We start from the raw sequence: 16,237 nt of genomic DNA, 5'->3' as shown, positions 1-16,237 counted from the left end.
GGTCGGATTCTGCTGAGCCAGCACCAGGGCGTTCTCCAGCAACACCGAGGAGCCGGAGCCGTTGTCGTTCATGCCGGGGCCGGCGGAAACGCCGTCCAGGTGGGAGCCGAACATGACCACCTGGTCGGCCGGCGCGGTGCCCGGCCACTCGGCGATCACGTTGTTGCCCGGGTAGGTGCAGCTCGTGCAGTTCTGCTCGGTCACCGTGTAGCCGGCGGCCTGGAGCTTGCTCTTGACGTAGCTGACGGAGGCCGTGTAGCCGGCCGAGCCGGCCCGGCGGTGGCCGCCGTTGCTGCTGGCGATGCTCTGGAGCTGGGTCAGGTGGGCCTGGACGTTGGTCACGGAGATGTCCGGGGCGGCCAGCGCGGCGAGCGCCGGGGCGGGGGCGGCGGCGGCCGGCAGCGTCGCCGTCGACGCCGTCAGCGCGACGGCGGCGGCGAGCGCGAGGCCCGCGGTCAACGTTGTGCGTCTCATGATGCTCCTCGGTGCAGGTCGGGGGTTCGTGCACCTGGGCGTGACCGGACCCCGCGCACCGGGTGGGCGGCGGGGTCCGGCGGCGTCCGGAGGGGCGCCGCGACGTTCGTTCCAGGGAAGCACACACTGACATGCGTCTATTCCCTGGTCAATATCCATTCCGGTCATACTCCGCGCCGATTCCCCGATCGCGGCTCGGCGTCGCAGCTGCCCGCCGCCGGCGGGTCCCCCGGCTCGGTGCGGTCGGGCGGTCGGGGCCGTCAGGCGGTCGGGGCCGTCAGGCGGTCGCGGCGGCCACGGCGCGTCCGGCGGTCCGGCCGGAGAAGAGGCAGCCGCCGAGGAAGGTGCCCTCCAGGGAGTTGTAGCCGTGCATGCCCCCGCCGCCGAAGCCGGCCGCCTCGCCGGCCGCGTACAAGCCGGGCAGCGGCTGCCCGTCGGCCCGCAGCACCCGGCCGTCCAGGTCGGTGTGCAGCCCGCCGAGGGTCTTGCGGGTGAGGATGTTGAGCCGGACGGCGATCAGCGGCCCGGCCGCCGGGTCCAGCAGCCGGTGCGGCGGGGCCACCCGGATCAGCCGGTCGCCCCGGTACGCCCGCGCGCCCCGGACCGCGGTCACCTGGGCGTCCTTGCCGAACGGGTTGGCGATCGCCCGGTCCCGGGCCTCGACGGTCCGCCGCACCTCTGCGACGTCCAGGCTGGGGCCGCCGTCCGGGGCGACGAGGTCGTTCATGCCGGCGACCAGGGCCTCCAGCGTGTCGGCGACGACGAAGTCCGCACCGTGCTCCAGGAACGCCGCCACCGGGGCGGGGATGCCCGCGCGGGCCCGGTCGACCACCTGCCGGATGCTGCGGTTGGTCAGGTCCGGGTTCTGCTCCGAGCCGGAGAGCGCGAACTCCTTGGCGATGATCTTCTTGGTGAGCAGGAACCAGCTGTGGTCGTGGCCGGTGGCGCGCAGGTGACGCAGCGTGGCGAGGGTGTCGAAGCCGGGGAACAGCGGCGCCGGCAGGCGTCGCCCGGTGGCGTCCAGCCACAGCGAGGACGGCCCCGGCAGGATCCGGATGCCGTGCTGCGGCCAGACCGGATCCCAGTTGCGCAGCCCTTCGACGTAGTGCCACATCCGGTCGGGGTTGATCACCTGCCCGCCGGCGGCCTCGGTGATGCCGATCATCCGCCCGTCGACGTGCGCCGGGACGCCGGAGACCATCCGCTTCGGCGGGGTGCCGAGCCGGGCCGGCCAGGCCGCCCGGACCAGGTCGTGGTCGCCGCCGATCCCGCCGGAGGTGACGACGACGGCCTGCGCCGCGTACGCGAACTCGCCGACCTCGACCCGGGAGCTGGGCGCGCCGCGCGGGGCGTCGCTGGGCTCCAGCACCGCCCCGCGTACCCCGGTGACCGCGCCGCCGGCGGTGACCAGGCCGTCGACCCGGTGCCGGAAGCACAGCCGCACCCGGCCGGTGTCCACCGTGGCGCGCAGCCGGCGGGCGAACGGCTCGACCACCCCGGGGCCGGTGCCCCAGGTGACGTGGAACCGGGGCACCGAGTTGCCGTGCCCGTCCGCCGCGCCGCCGCCCCGTTCGGCCCAGCCGACCACCGGGAAGAGCCGGTGCCCCATCGACCGCAGCCAGGCCCGCTTCTCCCCCGCCGCGAAGTGCACGTACGCCTCGGCCCACCGGCGCGGCCAGTGGTCCTCCGCGCGGTCGAACGCGGCGCTGCCCAGCCAGTCCTGCCAGGCCAGCTCCACGCAGTCGCGGACGCCCATCCGCCGCTGCTCGGGCGAGTCGACCAGGAACAGCCCGCCGAACGACCACCACGCCTGCCCGCCGAGGTTCTGCTCCGGCTCCTGGTCCAGCAGCAGCACCGTCCGGCCGGCATCGGCGGCCTCGGTGGCGGCGACCAGGCCCGCCAGTCCGGCCCCGACAACGATCACATCCGCGTCCATGCCGGAACCCTACGAACCATGGTGCCAAAATCGGTGGTACGCCGGTGCAGGATCGGCCCCGGCGTTTGTCATCCGGATGACAAGAATCGCGGTTGTGGGCGCCGCACATCGTCGGCGGATCGGGAGGGCGGGCGACCGTGGCGGACACCCTGGAAGAACTGGAGCCCCGCCTCGCCGGGCTTCCCCGACACGTCGGCGAGCACCTGCGGGCGGTCCGGCCGCGGCTGCACGAGGAGACGCTGCACAGCGTCCGGGCCACCATGCGGGCCCAGGGCCGCTCGCTGACCGGCGGGCAGGGCCGGGGCCTCGCCCTGGGCGTGGAAACCGCCGTCGACGCGTTCGTGGCGGCCGTCGCCGACCCCGGCCGGTCCCTCGCCGACACCCGGCGGGTCTTCCACGACCTCGGCCGCACCGAGTACCAGGAGGGGCACCGCGTCGACGCGCTGCGCTCGGTGCTCACCGTCGGTGCCCGGGCCCTCTGGGCGTTCCTGGTCGCGCCCGAGCGGCCGGACCGGCTCGCCGCCGACGAGCTGTACCTCATCGCCGCCGCCCTGTTCGGCTACACCGACACCCTCGCCGGGGCCGCCGCCGAGGGCTACCTCGACGAGCAGCGGGACGCCGCCCACGACTGGACCGTGGTCCGCCGCCGGCTGATCACCCTGCTCGTCCAGCCGGACCCGCCCGGCGACGCCGCGCTGCACGCCGCCGCCGAGGCCGCCCGGTGGCCGCTGCCCGGCGCCGTCGCCGTGGTCAGCGTCGACGGCACCGACGACGAGCACCTCGCCCGCGCCATCGGCGGCGGAGCGGTGGCCACGGTCATCGACGACGTGGTCCGGATCGTGCTGCCCGACCCGGACGCCCCGGGCCGTCTCGCCCATCTGCGCCGGGCGCTGACCGGCCGACGGGCGGCCCTCGGCCCGACCGTGCCGCTGCGGCAGGCCCGCACGTCGTACCGGCTGTCCCGGCGGGCGCTGCGCCTGCAACGGGACGGCGTGCTGCCCGCCGACGGCGTGCTGGACTGCGACGCGCACCTGCTCACCCTGCTCACCGCCTGGGAGCCGGGGCTGACCGACCGGCTCGTCGCGCGGGCGCTGGCGCCGCTGGCCCCGCTCGGGCCGGCCGCCCGGCGCGCCCTCGCCGACACGCTCGCCGCCTGGCTGGACAGCCAGGGCCAGGTGGTCGAGACCGCCCGGCTCCTGCACACCCACCCGCAGACCGTCCGGTACCGGCTGCGCCGGCTGCGCGAGCGGTACGGCGCGCAGCTCGACGATCCGGACGCCCGGCTCGCCCTGCACCTCGCGCTGCGTCACCACCTGGGCCGCCGCCCCTGACCGCCCATGCTGTGCCCCGGAGTCGATCACCCGGACCCGCGCCCGGCCGGGGTGGCCTTGGGAAAGGCCGGCCAACCCGACCGGGGTGGCCTTGGGAAAGGCCGGCCAACCCGACCGGGCAGCCGGCGACGCCCAACCCGGTCGCGATCTGCCGGGCGTGGCCTGCCGAGCCGGGTCAGCGGGCCGGGGCCAGCAGGGCCTCGGCCTCGGCCGCGGTGGCCGGATGCGCGGCGAGCAGAGCGATCACCTCCGGATCGACCGCCGTCCCGGGCCCGGTCGCCGGTTCGCCGACCCGCCACCCGCCGGGGCAGCCGAGCAGATCGGCGACGGCGTCGCAGGTCGCCGGGTGACCGACGAGCAGGTCGACCACCGGCCCGGCCTGGGCGGACGCCGGCGCGGCGGCGGGCGACGCCGCCGGTCGGGCCGCCCACGGCGGCACCCAGGCGTCCAGGGCGGGCAGGGTGGCGGGGAACGTCCGGCCGGCCTCGCGGACCAGCGTCGGCACCAGCTCGCCCGCCTGCTCGCGCAGGGTGGTGATCAGCGTCGGCAACCAGGGCAGCAGCACCGGGTCGGGCAGCCGGGCGAACGCCGTGGACATCAGCTCGACCACGAACGGCGCGAGGCCGGGAACCGGCTCCAGGGCCTGCACGAACCCGCTGAGGTACTGCGGGAACGCCGGCACCACCAGCGGGTTGGCCAGCAACTCCACGGCGCGGGCCCGCAGCTCGGCCAGCGGCAGCAGGCCGAGCTGGTGCTGGGCGGCCCAGTGCAGCGCCACCCGGGCCGGCGCCTCCGGCCGGGACTGCCGCACGGCCAGTTCGAGCTGGGCCCGGTCGCAGCCGAGCGCCAGCGCGAGGCTCTCCATGCCGAACAGGAAGCCCAGCATGGCGGCCACCTGACGGACCCCCGCCTCGGCGTCGACGAACGAGGTGGGCAGCAGGGTGCAGTAGTGGGCGTACCCGGTGGTGACGAAGGCCGCGCACCAGGCCGGCAGGTCCGGCTCGGTGGCCCGGTAGTGGGCCAGCAGCCGGCGGATGCGGCGCAGCACCTCGGGGGCCTCGTCGACGGTCCGCTCGGCGGCGAGCAACTCCACGGCGCGGGCGCCCAGCTCGTCGACGAGCCGGCGGCCGTCGAGCAGCAGTATCGCGTCCTCGACCGCCTCCAGCGCGACCGCCGCGGTGGCCCGGGGGCCCCAGGCCCGCCGGCGCAGCCGCTGTTCGAGGACCTGCTCGACGGTGACACCCTCGTAGCCCAGCTCGATGAGCGCGCGCTGGTGCCGGCCGAGCGCCAGGTCCCAGCTCTCCTGCGTCGAGCGCTCCCCCAGCCGCCGCTCGCCCATGATGGGGCGGACCGCGTCGCGGGGCAGCAGGTGGCGCAGCCGCCACAGCAGGTCGGAGCAGGGGACCACGGCCGGCTGGCCCTGGAGGTCCAGCAGGGCCCGCTGGATGGTGCGCTTGTCCAGGTCGAGCCCGAGCGGGGCGAGCCGGTCGAGCACGTCGCGGGCCAGCGGCGGCAGGGCTTCGTAGCCGACCTGGCCGATCCGGTCGCCGCCGAGCAGGATCTCGCAGAGCCGGCGGACGTCCCGCCGGCCCGGCACCACGTCCTTCTCGATGCAGGTCACCGCCGCGTCGGCGAAGTCGTACGGGGTGGGGCGGGCCCGGTTGCGCAGCCCGGCGAGCAGGATCGACGTCTCGAACACGGCGATCGCGTCGGCGGTACTGGCCAGGTACCCGTTGCGCCGGGCCAGCCGGACGATGTCCACGCACCAGCCGCGCAACTCCGCCTCGTCGAGGCCGTCGAGGACCGGCGGGCGGGCCAGGAAGCCCGACAGCCGGTCGGTCACCGGCTCGTCGGCCACCGCGACCGGGGCGGCGGCCCTGCGGGAGCGTCCCTTCGCGGGCTTGCCGCCCTGCTGGCCGGCGAGCCGGAACGGGACCGCGCCCGAGCGGGACACCGCCTTGGCCCAGGTGGCGGCGGCGATGGACACCGAGCCGGGTGCCAACCCGAACTGCGCCTCGATCGCCGAGTGGCTGGACGGGATCAGCCCGTACAGCCAGCGGGTGGCGGTGCGCGGGCTGATCTCGTACGGGGCCGCGTCGGGGCCGGTGCCGAACTGCGCGACGGGGCTGGCGGCGTGGAACGCGCCGCAGACGTACAGGCAGTCGGCCGGGTCGGCGCCGGAGGCTGCCAGGTGCTCCCGCATCCGGGTCCACATGTAGCGCTCGCGTTCCTCGTCGCGGTCGAGCCGCTCGGCGTCGGCCGGGCGCAGCCGCCGGAACAGGCTGCCGATCAGCACCATCACCTGGCGGTACGTCTCGTGGTCGGCGCCGACGAGGGGCTGCTCGACGTACTGGTCCCACCACTCCGACCAGTGCCGCACCTTGCCGTGGTGCAGCAGGTACGCCTCCAGCTCGGCGAAGCGGGGCCGCAGGTCGCCGATCTCCACGCCGACGGCGTCGCCGTGCAGCGCCGCCTCCTCCTCGTGGGTCGCCGCCGCCTCCTGCGGCGCACCGTCGGCGGGGCCGCCCGCCTCGCCCCCGCCCCCGGCAGGGTCCCGGGGCGACCACTGGAACACGTGGTCGACCGAGCGGTCCACCAGCACCAGCTCCACGCCGGGGGTCTCCAGCGCGTACGCGATGGCCTGGTACTCCGCTGACGCCTCGGTGATCGGGGCGACGACGCTCAGCGGCGCCCACTCGACGGGGAACCCGTCCAGCTTCGAGGCGAACGCCTGCACCGCCACCGGCAGCCGGCAGTTGCGCAGCTCGCCCAGCAGGGGTTGCAGGTCCTCGCACAGCTCCAGGTAGATGACCTTCGGCCGCTTCGCGCGCAGCCGGCGCACCATGGCCAGCGCGGAGGCCGGCGAGTGGTGGCAGACCGGAAAGATCTCCAGCCGCTCGCCGAGCGCCCGGTCGACGTCGTCGACCATCCCGGTGAGGATGCCGGCGAGCGCACCCGGGCTGCCGGCGAACATCTCGGCGGCGTCGGTGAGCTGCTCGCGCAGCCCCCGGAACGCGCCGGACGCGGCGCCGGGGGCCGGGGACCGGTCCCCGGCGGGCCCGGTGGCGCCGGCCGGCGACCCGGCCGGTGGGATCACGCCGGAGGACGGTGGTGGGGTCGCGCCGGGGGGCGGTGGTGGGGTCGCGCCGGGCGGCGCGGTCGTCGGGCCGGTCACGACAGGTTGGCGATCGCCTGGCGGCCACCGTCGAGGAAGCCCTCCCAGGAGCCGCCGTCCTTCTTGGCCCGGGGCTCCACGACGCCGTGCAGGTACTTGTTGAGGATGGCCAGGTCCTCCGGGCTGCGCCGGGCCAGCGAGCCGACCAGCGAGCCGGCGAGGGTCGCGGCGCTCAGGGTGCGGTCGCCGAAGAACTGGCTGTGCAGGATCGCGTCCTCCAGCACGCCGATCTGCTCGGCGGTGGACAGCGCCGACTCCAGCTTCTCGTCGTCGCTGGTGGCCGAGGCCGCGGCGGCCCGCAGGTCGGCGAAGCTCTGCAGCAGGATGTCCAGCAGGGTGGGCGGGACGTCCAGCTCGATGCTGTGCCGGCGCAGCAGCTCCTCGGTGCGGAACCGGACGATCTCCGCCTCGCTGCGCTTGTTGGTCACCACGGGGATGCGGACGAAGTTGAACCGTCGCTTCAGGGCCGAGGACAGGTCGTTGACGCCCCGGTCCCGGCTGTTGGCGGTCGCGATGATGGAGAAGCCGGGCTTGGCGAAGACGATGTTGTCGTCGTCCAGCTCGGGGATGGAGACGTACTTCTCCGACAGGATGGAGATCAGCGCGTCCTGCACGTCGCTGGTGGAGCGGGTCAGCTCCTCGAACCGGCCGATCACCCCCTGTTCCATCGCGGTCATGATCGGCGAGGGGATCATCGAGTCCCGGGACTGCCCCTTGGCGATCACCATGGAGACGTTCCACGAGTACTTGATGTGGTCCTCGGTGGTGCCGGCGGTGCCCTGCACGACGAGGGTGGAGTTGCCGCAGATCGCGGCGGCGAGCAGCTCGGCCAGCCAGCTCTTGCCGGTGCCCGGGTCGCCGATCAGCAGCAGGCCCCGGTCGGAGGCGAGGGTGACGATGGCCCGCTCGACGAAGCTGCGGTCGCCGAACCACTTCTGGGCGACCTCCCGGTCGAGCCCGTCGGCCCGCTCGGAGCCGAGCACGAACAGCCGCACCATGCGGGGGCTCAGCCGCCAGGAGAACGGCTTCGGGTCGGTGTCGACCGACTCCAGCCAGGCCAGTTCCTCGGCGAACTTGACCTCGACGGGGGCACGCAACATCTCGGACATGTCAGGGGTCTCCTAGGTGAGGAAGTTCTTGAGCTCGAAGACGAGTTTGCGGATGTGGCCGGAGATGACCGGGGTGCCCAGGTCCTTGAGGCGCTGGCGGAACCAGGGGTTGACGATCTGGCTGCCGGAGCTGTTGACCGAGCCGACCGGGATGAACTTCACCCCGGAGCGGTGCACCGCCTCGATGCCGTCGAACAGCGGCTGCGAGCGGCTGAACTCGTAGAAGTCCGAGATCCAGACCATGACGGTGTTGCGCGGCTCTGTGATCTTGGGCCGGGCCATGGCCATCGCCACCGGCCCGTCGTTGCCACCGCCGAGCTTCGTGCGCAGCAGCACCTCGAACGGGTCGTGCACCCACGGGGTCAGGTCCAGCGCCCGGGTGTCGTACGCGATGAGGTGCACGTCCACCTTGGGCAGCCCGGCGAAGATGGACGCCAGGATGGTGCAGTTGACCATCGAGTCGACCATCGAGCCGGACTGGTCGACCACCACGATCAGCCGGGCCGGGGTGGTGCGCCGGGCGGTCTGCCGGTAGTAGAGCTTGTCGACGTAGAGGCGCTGGTCCTCCGGGCTCCAGTTGGTGAGGTTCTTCCAGATCGTGCGGTCCAGGTCCAGGTTGCGGAACACCCGCTTCGGCGGCACCGACCGGTCGATCGTGCCGACGCTGGTCTGCTCGACCTGGGTGCGCAGCACCTCGGCGACCTCGTCGACGTACCGGCGGATCAACGCCTTCGCGTTGGCCAGCGCCACCCCGGACAGGTTGGACTTGTCCCGCAGCAGCTGTTCGATCAGCGACATGCTCGGGGTGAGCTTCGCGGCCAGCTTCGGGTCGGCGAGCACCTCGCGCAGGTGCATCCGGCGCACCAGGTCGCCCTCCAGACCGGCCAGCACGCCACCCAGCCCGCCGCCGGCCCCGGCCTGCCGGCGCAGCTCACCCGGCTCGCAGCCGAGCGCCCGCTCGAACCAGCCGGCGTCGGACTGCCACCGGGCGAGCTGGCTGGCGCTGACACTGCCCCCGCCGGTGGCGAAGACGTTGAGCAGCAGCTTGGACACCAGCGCCGCCCGCCGCACCTCGGCCTGCCCCGCCGCGGCCGGCTCGTCGTCCGCCGGCTGGTCGGGGGTGAGCAGGCCGTCCAGCTCGGTGGCGAGGCCGGGGAAGCGCTGGACCACGGTGTCGACGGAGACCGACGGGTCGAGCAGCGCGGCCGGCAGGCCGAGGTCGTCGACGACAGCCACGCTCGCCGCCTCCAGGGACGGCTGCTCGTCGGCGGGGTCGAAGAGCCGGGCCAGCAGCCGCCAGTAGAGCACCTGCCGACGGTTGGCGTCGGCGTTCACCTGCGCGCCTCCTCCGGGCGCCTCTGGGGTCGCGCTCATCGGCGCAGCAGCCGTCCGGCGCGTTCCCGCAGCACGGCGACGGAGTCGCCGGCCTTCGTTTCGGCCTTGGCGACCTTCGGGTCGGTGGGGCCCTGTGCCCAGTCGCCGTTGTGCGCGGTGACCGCGGCTCGCTTGACCGTGGCCTGCACGGCGAGCGGCTGCACCGTCCACCGGCCGTCCCAACGCAGCAGCCCCAGGCAGGCCGTCGAGGCGGCGACCAGGGCCGGGGTGAGCGGGCCGCAGGCCGGCAGCCGGTCGACGTCCACCGCGACGCGTTCCCCGTCGACGGTGAACCGGAGGCCGCCGTCCTCGTCGGTGTCGACGGCGTACCCCTCCAGCAGCACCGGCTCGGCGACGGCGACCGGGTGCCGGCCGAGCGGCGGGACCGGCGCGGCGACCGCGGTGGGCAGCAGCACCCGGGCGGTGGCGAACGGGTCGGCCGGCTCGCCGGGACGGGCCTGCCCGTCGCGCCACCACAGGTCGCCGCCGGACAGCGGAAGGTCGGTCACCTCCAGGCTGCGGTGCTCGGCGAGCGCGCCCAGCAGGACCGGGTGGTCGGTGAGCAGCCGCCACAGCGCCGGCCCGACGATGGTGTCGACCTTGGCGGCGGCGACGCCGGTGCGCACGAGGCGGGCCGGGCCGCCGTCGGCCGGTTCGAGGACGGCGTGTGCCTGCACCTGGACGGCGGTGGCGTGTTCGTGCACGTCGACGCCGAGCACCAGCAGCCGCCCGGAGACGGTCTCGACGCCGGCGGCGGACGGGTCGGGGACGCCGGCGGCCTCCTGGGCGAGCAGCACGGCGCGGGCCCACAGGTCGGCCCAGCGGCGGGCCGGCACGGCCGGCATCGTGGCGACCGGGCAGGACGCGCGCAGCTCGGCGGCCAGGCCGTCGAGGAGGACGGCCAGCCGGCGCAGCGCCGGGACGGCGAGGGTCGCCTCGACCGGCCGGCCGCCGGCCGCGACCAGGTCGTGGTCGACGCCGCGCCAGCCGGTGATGGCCAGCTCGGTCAGCCAGGACCGGGCGGCGGACAGCGGGGCCGCCGCCTCGGCGGGCGGCGGGCCGGCGGGCGGGGTCGGCCGCGCGGCGCGTTCCCGGCCGAGGGCGGCGTCGGCCCCGGCGAGCAGTGCGTCGTGCGCCGCGCCGAGCAGGGCGGTGCGCGCCCCCGCCAGGGCGGCCAGGTGCTCGTCGGCCGGCGACCCGGCGGTGAGCTTGGCGACCGCCTCGGCGACCCGGTCGCCGAGCGGGGTGGCGGCCAGGGCGGCGGCGAGGTCGCCGAGCGCGGCGGCCTGCGCCTCGCCCACCCGGGCCAGGCCGGCGACGAGCGCGTCGTCGAGGCCGGCGACCAGGTGCAGGGCCGGGGCGAGGCCGGCCGGCGCGGCGTCGCGCAGCGCGGTGAGCTGGGCCCCGCGCATCAGCGGCCCGCCCCGGTCGCCGGGAACCAGTGCAGCTCGGGCAGCGGGCCGTCGGTGGCCGGCAGCTCCAGGTAGGCCAGGTGGCGCAGGAACCGGCTGAACACCACCGCCGCCGGGGTCTGCTCGTGGTGGCCGTCGAGCCGGCGGGCCAGGTCGGCGCCGGTCCGCGCCCCGTCGGTGACGTCGATGCGCAGGTACCGGCCGACGCGCTCCACGCCGTACTGGAGGACGGCCTCGTCGAGCAGGGCGTGCAGGTGCTTGCAGGGCGCGCCGCGCAGGCCGCCGCAGGGCCGGTTGTTGTTGGTGGAGCAGTTGAAGCCGTGGCTGCCGGCCGCGATCGAGGAGACGTAGACCCGCTCGATGTCGGAACCGCTGGACACCACCCCCTGCAACCGGCCGTCCGCCAGCTCGACGAAGGGGACCTTCGCCAGCTTGCGGGGACGCACCGCGGGCAGCACCGGCGCGAGGCTGCGCCGCTCCCACGGGACGTGCTCCGTCTCCAGCACCTACGACCTCCGCACCCGGTGCGCCCGCGGGCGCACCGACTCCGCGCCGACGATGGGCCGGCGCACGACGAAAAGGGGGTGACGGGCGCGACGACCCGCCGGAACCGGGGCCACCGGGGCGCCCGTCCTGAGAAAGATCTTGCCTCACGGGTACGACAGGAAACGCCGGCCCCGGGGGCTCGGCGGCCGGTGCGGGCCCGTACACCTGCGTTCCCGGCGCGCCGACGACCCGCCGGCCCGGGAGCATCGCCCGGGTGGCCCGAGTCGGCCCGGGGTGCGACACGTCCCGGCTGGTGGCAATCTGGCCCGGGCGGGCCGGCACGCACAGTACGGTGACGGCCGCGCAACGGTTGAGCAGGTGCGGGAGGAGAGCCGGAAAATGGCCGAGGAGATCACCACCACCGACGAGTGGCGGGCGCTGGCGGCGCACGCGGAGAAGGCCCGGGACGCGCACCTGCGCGACCTGTTCGCCGCCGACCCGGACCGGGGTGAACGCCTCGCCGGTGAGGTGGCGGACCTGCACGTCGACTGGAGCAAGAACCTCGTCACCGACGAGACGCTCACCCTGCTCGCCGCCCTGGCGCGGCGGGCCCGACTGACCGACCGGATCGCCGCGATGTTCTCCGGCGCGCCCATCAACGCCACGGAGCACCGGGCGGTGCTGCACACCGCGCTGCGCCTGCCGCAGGACGCCTCGCTGATCGTGGACAGCCGGGACGTGGTGGCCGACGTGCACGAGGTGCTGGACCGGATGGCCGCGTTCGCCGACCGGGTCCGCTCCGGGCAGTGGGTCGGGCACACCGGCGGGCGGATCCGCACGGTGGTCAACATCGGCATCGGCGGCTCCGACCTCGGGCCGGTCATGGCGTACGAGGCGCTGAAGGCGTACCGGGACGCCGGGATCTCCTGCCGGTTCGTCTCCAACATCGACCCCACCGACATCGCCGAGGCCACCGCCGACCTGGACCCGGCGAGCACCCTGTTCGTGGTGGTGTCGAAGACGTTCTCCACCCAGGAGACCCTGGCCAACGCCCGGCAGGCGCGCGACTGGCTGCTGGCCGGCCTCGGCGGCGACGACTCGGCCGTGGCCCGGCACTTCGTCGCGGTGAGCACCAATGCCGATCGGGTGCGGGACTTCGGCATCGACCCGGAGAACATGTTCGGCTTCTGGGACTGGGTGGGCGGCCGGTACTCGCTGCCCTCGGCCGTCGGGCTGTCGGTGATGCTGGCGGTCGGGCCGGAGCGCTTCCGCGAGCTGCTGGGCGGGTACCACGCCGTCGACGAGCACTTCCGGACCACGCCGGTGGAGCGCAACGTGCCGGCGCTGCTCGGGCTGCTCAACGTGTGGTACACGAACTTCCTCGGCGCGCAGACCCACGCGGTGCTGCCGTACTCGCAGTACCTGAACCGCTTCCCGGCGTACCTGCAGCAGCTCACCATGGAGAGCAACGGCAAGTCGGTGACCCTGGACGGCACGCCGGTGTCGTACGACACCGGGGAGATCTTCTGGGGCGAGCCGGGCACCAACGGCCAGCACGCCTTCTACCAGCTGATCCATCAGGGCACCCGGCTGGTGCCGGCGGACTTCATCGGGTTCAGCCGCCCCCGGCACGACCTGGCCGACATGCACGACCTGTTCATGTCGAACTTCTTCGCGCAGACCGCCGCGCTGGCCTTCGGCCGGACCCGGGAGCAGGTCGAGGCGGAGGGCACGCCGGCCGAGCTGGCGCCGCACAAGGTGATGCCGGGCAACCACCCGACCACCTCGATCACCGCAGCCGAGCTGACCCCGGCGGTGCTCGGCCAGCTCATCGCGCTGTACGAGCACATCGTGTTCACCGAGGGCGCGATCTGGGACATCAACCCGTTCGACCAGTGGGGCGTGGAGCTGGGCAAGGTGATGGCCAACCAGCTCGCGCCGCTGCTCACCGGGGACGAGGCCGACCTGTCCGGGCTGGACTCGTCCACCCGCGCCCTGATCGCCCGGTACCGGACGCAGCGGCACACTGACTGATCGTCACCGCCGTCCAACCTGATCGGCCGACGCCCGCAGGGGCGTCGGCCGATTAGTCTTCTCGCGGGCCCGAAACATCTCCGCCCCGGCCCCGGCGGTTTCCTTCCAGATCACACGGCCTCGCGCTGACTTTTGTCACCCCCGACCCGTGTAACACGCATTCCGCTTCGTGACTTAGGGCACTGGGTTCGGGCGGCCACCTCCACGAAACTCGATTCAACGCCGGAGAACGGAACCGGCCGGGATCGCGGAGGGGGCCACGGTGGACGAGCGCTACGACAACTACTGCGCCGCTGACCGGCTCTTCTACGACTCGCTCGGCAGCGCGGTCGCGCAGCCGGCCTTCGCCGCCGCCGAGCGGGACGTGCCCGTGGGCTGGCGCCGCGAGTCGCTCGACGACTGGCTGATCCACGCTCCGGAGGGCGGCTCGCTGCCGCAGCAGGGCTGGAAGATCCACGTGTCGGCCACCCTCGCCAACGCCGAGCGGGTGCTCGACGCCGTGTGGGCGTACTGCGTGCCGCGCGGGCTGTCGTTCAAGTTCCTGCGCGGCCCGCGCACCCTGCTGCTGCGCAACTCCAAGTACGCGTCCCGCTCGGCCAGCGGCAAGTTCGTCACCATCTACCCCCGGGACACCGCCGAGCTGGAGCTGGCCTGCAAGGAACTCGACGCGCTGCTGGGCGGCGAGGACGGGCCGTACATCCTCAGCGACCTGCGCTACGGCGCCGGCCCGGTCCACGTGCGCTACGGCGGCTTCGCCCGCCGCTACTGCCTCTCCCCGGACGGGCAGGTGGTCCCCGCGATCGCCGACGGCACCGGCACGCTGGTGCCCGACCGCCGCGACCCCGTGTTCCACCTCCCGGACTGGGTCACCCTGCCGGACTTCCTCGCCCCGCACCTGGCCGCCCGCGGCGCCACCAGCACCACCGAGGTGCCGTACCGGATCGAGAAGGTCATCCACTTCTCCAACGGCGGGGGCCTGTACGTGGGCCGGGACCTGCGCACCGACACCGAGGTGGTGCTCAAGGAGGCCCGCCCGCACGCCGGCCTGGACGCCGACGGCATCGACGCGGTGGCCCGGCTGGAGCGGGAGGCCGCCGCCCTGCGCCGGCTCGCCGACCTGCCCCAGGTGCCCGCCGTGCACGACGAGTTCGCCCTCGGCGAGCACCGCTTCCTGGCCCTGGAGTTCATCGAGGGCCGGGCGCTGAACAAGGTCGTCGTCGACCGGTACCCGCTCATCGACGCCGACGCCACCGAGGCAGACCGGGCGGCGTACGCCGACTGGGCGCGGGGCGTCCTGACGCAGGTCGAGACGATCGTCGCCGCGATCCACGAGCGCGGCCTGGTCTACGGCGACCTGCACCTGTTCAACATCATGGTCCGCCCCGACGACCGGGTGGCGCTGGTCGACTTCGAGGTCACCGCGCCGATCGAGGGGCACCGCCGGCCGGGGCTGCGCAACCAGGGGTTCGCCGCGCCCGGCGACCGGACCGGCCCGGCGGTCGACCGGTACGCCCTGGCCTGCCTGCGCCTGGCGCTGTTCCTCCCGCTGACCCAGCTCGTCCGGATCGCCCCGGACAAGGCCGCGCACCTGGCCGACGTGATCGCCGAGAGCTTCCCGGTCCCCCGGCCGTGGCTGGCCGAGGCGGTCGCCGAGATCACCGGGACCGCCGCGCCCACCGCTCCCGGCCGAGAGGCCGGTGCCGGGGCCTCCGTGCCCGCCGCCGACCCGCGCCGGTACGACCTCGACGGCGACTGGCCCGACGTGCGGCGGCGGATCGCCACCGCCATCCTCGCCAGCGCCACCCCGGACCGCGACGACCGGCTCTTCCCCGGCGACATCGCGCAGTTCCACACCGGCGGGCTCAACCTCGCCCACGGCGCCGCCGGGGTGCTGCACGCCCTGGCCGTCAGCGGCGCGGGCCGCCGACCCGAGCACGAGGACTGGCTGGTGCGGCGGGCCACCGCCCCCGCGTCCGGCACCCGGCTGGGCTTCTACGACGGCCTGCACGGGGTGGCGTACGCGCTGGAGCACCTCGACCGCCGGTCCGACGCCCTCGACGTGCTCGACATCTGCCTGCGCCAGCCCTGGGCCGAGCTGGACCTGAGCCTGGCCAGCGGCCTGTCCGGGATCGCACTGAACCTCGCCGAGCTGGCCGGGCGCACCGGGGAGACCGGGCTGCGCGACGCCGCCGACAGGGTGACGGCGGCCGTCGTCGAACGGCTCGCCGACGACCCCGGGCCGGACATCAGCGGCGGACGCAACCCGTACGCGGGCCTGCTGCGCGGTCGTACCGGGCCGGCGCTGCTGCTGCTGCGGCTGCACGAGCTGACCGGCGAGGAGGCCCTGCTGGATCACGCGGCCACCGCGCTGCGCCAGGACCTGCGCCGGTGTGTGGTGCGCCCGAACGGCGCGCTGGAGGTCAACGAGGGCTGGCGGACCATGCCGTACCTCGGGCAGGGCAGCGTCGGCATCGGGCTGGTGCTGGACCAGTACCTGCGCCACCGCGCCGACGAGCGGTTCGCCGAGGCGAGCGCCGGGGTACGCCGGGCAGCCCGGTCCCCGTTCTACGCCCAGTCCGGCCTCTTCGCCGGGCGGGCCGGGATCATCGCGTACCTGGCCACCCTGACCGACGACCCGGGGCAGCGCCGCGAGCTGGACGCGCAGCTGCGCCGGCTCGCCTGGCACGCCCTGCCGTACGGCGGTGGCACCGCCTTTCCCGGCGAGCAGCTCCTGCGGCTGTCCATGGACCTGGGCACCGGTTCCGCCGGGGTGCTGCTCGCGCTGGCCGCCGCGCGGCACGACGAGCCGGTGGTCCTGCCCTTCCTCGCGCCGCTGGCCGGCGCGCCGAGACTCCCTCGCAGCGGCGAGGGCCACCCTGACCGCACCCACCACGGAAGGAGGTGAT

Annotated in this window: 10 protein-coding genes; 3 read left to right on the top strand and 7 right to left on the bottom strand. The window is 74.8% G+C overall.

Annotation, left to right across the window (positions count from 1 at the left end):
- Together ACH4T9_RS15135 and ACH4T9_RS15130 are read right to left on the bottom strand one after the other, a co-directional pair.
- The coding region (locus ACH4T9_RS15135; RefSeq protein ID WP_396672812.1) for a M28 family peptidase at nt 1-474 on the bottom strand (474 nt) is incomplete at its 3' end.
- A gap of 277 nt (nt 475-751) precedes the next feature.
- Complete coding sequence (locus ACH4T9_RS15130; protein WP_396672813.1) at nt 752-2,410, bottom strand: FAD-binding dehydrogenase; 1,659 nt, start codon at nt 2,408-2,410, stop codon at nt 752-754.
- A gap of 137 nt (nt 2,411-2,547) precedes the next feature.
- Between ACH4T9_RS15130 and ACH4T9_RS15125 the strand changes: the two genes are divergently transcribed.
- Nucleotides 2,548-3,741: a helix-turn-helix domain-containing protein gene (locus tag ACH4T9_RS15125; RefSeq protein WP_396672814.1), complete on the top strand. Its 1,194-nt coding sequence runs from the start codon at nt 2,548-2,550 to the stop codon at nt 3,739-3,741.
- A gap of 175 nt (nt 3,742-3,916) precedes the next feature.
- Here ACH4T9_RS15125 and ACH4T9_RS15120 read toward each other — a convergent pair whose 3' ends face one another.
- The 5 genes from ACH4T9_RS15120 to ACH4T9_RS15100 all read right to left on the bottom strand — a co-directional run bounded on the left by ACH4T9_RS15120 (nt 3,917) and on the right by ACH4T9_RS15100 (nt 11,317).
- Nucleotides 3,917-6,715, bottom strand: coding sequence for a hypothetical protein (locus ACH4T9_RS15120; protein ID WP_396673054.1), 2,799 nt, complete (start codon nt 6,713-6,715; stop codon nt 3,917-3,919).
- 197 nt (nt 6,716-6,912) lie between these two features.
- The gene (locus ACH4T9_RS15115) at nt 6,913-8,025 is read right to left on the bottom strand and encodes an AAA family ATPase (protein ID WP_396672815.1); all 1,113 of its coding nucleotides are present in this window, start codon (nt 8,023-8,025) and stop codon (nt 6,913-6,915) included.
- Between the two features lie 12 nt (nt 8,026-8,037).
- On the bottom strand, nt 8,038-9,399 hold the full coding sequence (locus ACH4T9_RS15110; protein WP_396672817.1) for a VWA domain-containing protein: 1,362 nt from the start codon (nt 9,397-9,399) through the stop codon (nt 8,038-8,040).
- Nucleotides 9,396-10,811: a hypothetical protein gene (locus ACH4T9_RS15105; RefSeq protein ID WP_396672819.1), complete on the bottom strand. Its 1,416-nt coding sequence runs from the start codon at nt 10,809-10,811 to the stop codon at nt 9,396-9,398. The genes ACH4T9_RS15110 and ACH4T9_RS15105 overlap by 4 nt, the downstream gene beginning before the upstream one ends.
- Complete coding sequence (locus ACH4T9_RS15100; protein WP_396672820.1) at nt 10,811-11,317, bottom strand: hypothetical protein; 507 nt, start codon at nt 11,315-11,317, stop codon at nt 10,811-10,813. Before ACH4T9_RS15100 ends, ACH4T9_RS15105 begins: the two co-directional genes overlap by 1 nt.
- 379 nt (nt 11,318-11,696) lie before the next feature.
- Here ACH4T9_RS15100 and pgi point away from each other — a divergent pair, with 379 nt between their 5' ends.
- Entirely contained in the window at nt 11,697-13,331 is a 1,635-nt protein-coding gene (pgi, locus tag ACH4T9_RS15095; protein ID WP_396672821.1) for a glucose-6-phosphate isomerase, read from the top strand.
- Between the two features lie 262 nt (nt 13,332-13,593).
- Entirely contained in the window at nt 13,594-16,236 is a 2,643-nt protein-coding gene (gene lanKC, locus ACH4T9_RS15090; RefSeq protein ID WP_396672822.1) for a class III lanthionine synthetase LanKC, read from the top strand.
- The last annotated feature ends 1 nt before the right edge of the window (nt 16,237 follow it).

Source organism: Micromonospora sp. NPDC020750 (genome assembly GCF_044334565.1).
Taxonomy (GTDB): Bacteria; Actinomycetota; Actinomycetes; order Mycobacteriales; family Micromonosporaceae; genus Micromonospora.
Note: the sequence above shows the minus strand (reverse complement) of the source record. Positions and strands in the feature narration are given on the sequence as shown.

Coding starts and splice junctions, on each gene's coding strand:
- pgi (WP_396672821.1), top strand. CDS start 11,697: ATGGCCGAGGAGATCACCACCACCGACGAGTGGCGGGCGCTGGCGGCG.
- ACH4T9_RS15115 (WP_396672815.1), bottom strand. CDS start 8,025: ATGTCCGAGATGTTGCGTGCCCCCGTCGAGGTCAAGTTCGCCGAGGAA.
- ACH4T9_RS15105 (WP_396672819.1), bottom strand. CDS start 10,811: ATGCGCGGGGCCCAGCTCACCGCGCTGCGCGACGCCGCGCCGGCCGGC.
- ACH4T9_RS15120 (WP_396673054.1), bottom strand. CDS start 6,715: ATGTTCGCCGGCAGCCCGGGTGCGCTCGCCGGCATCCTCACCGGGATG.
- ACH4T9_RS15130 (WP_396672813.1), bottom strand. CDS start 2,410: ATGGACGCGGATGTGATCGTTGTCGGGGCCGGACTGGCGGGCCTGGTC.
- ACH4T9_RS15110 (WP_396672817.1), bottom strand. CDS start 9,399: ATGAGCGCGACCCCAGAGGCGCCCGGAGGAGGCGCGCAGGTGAACGCC.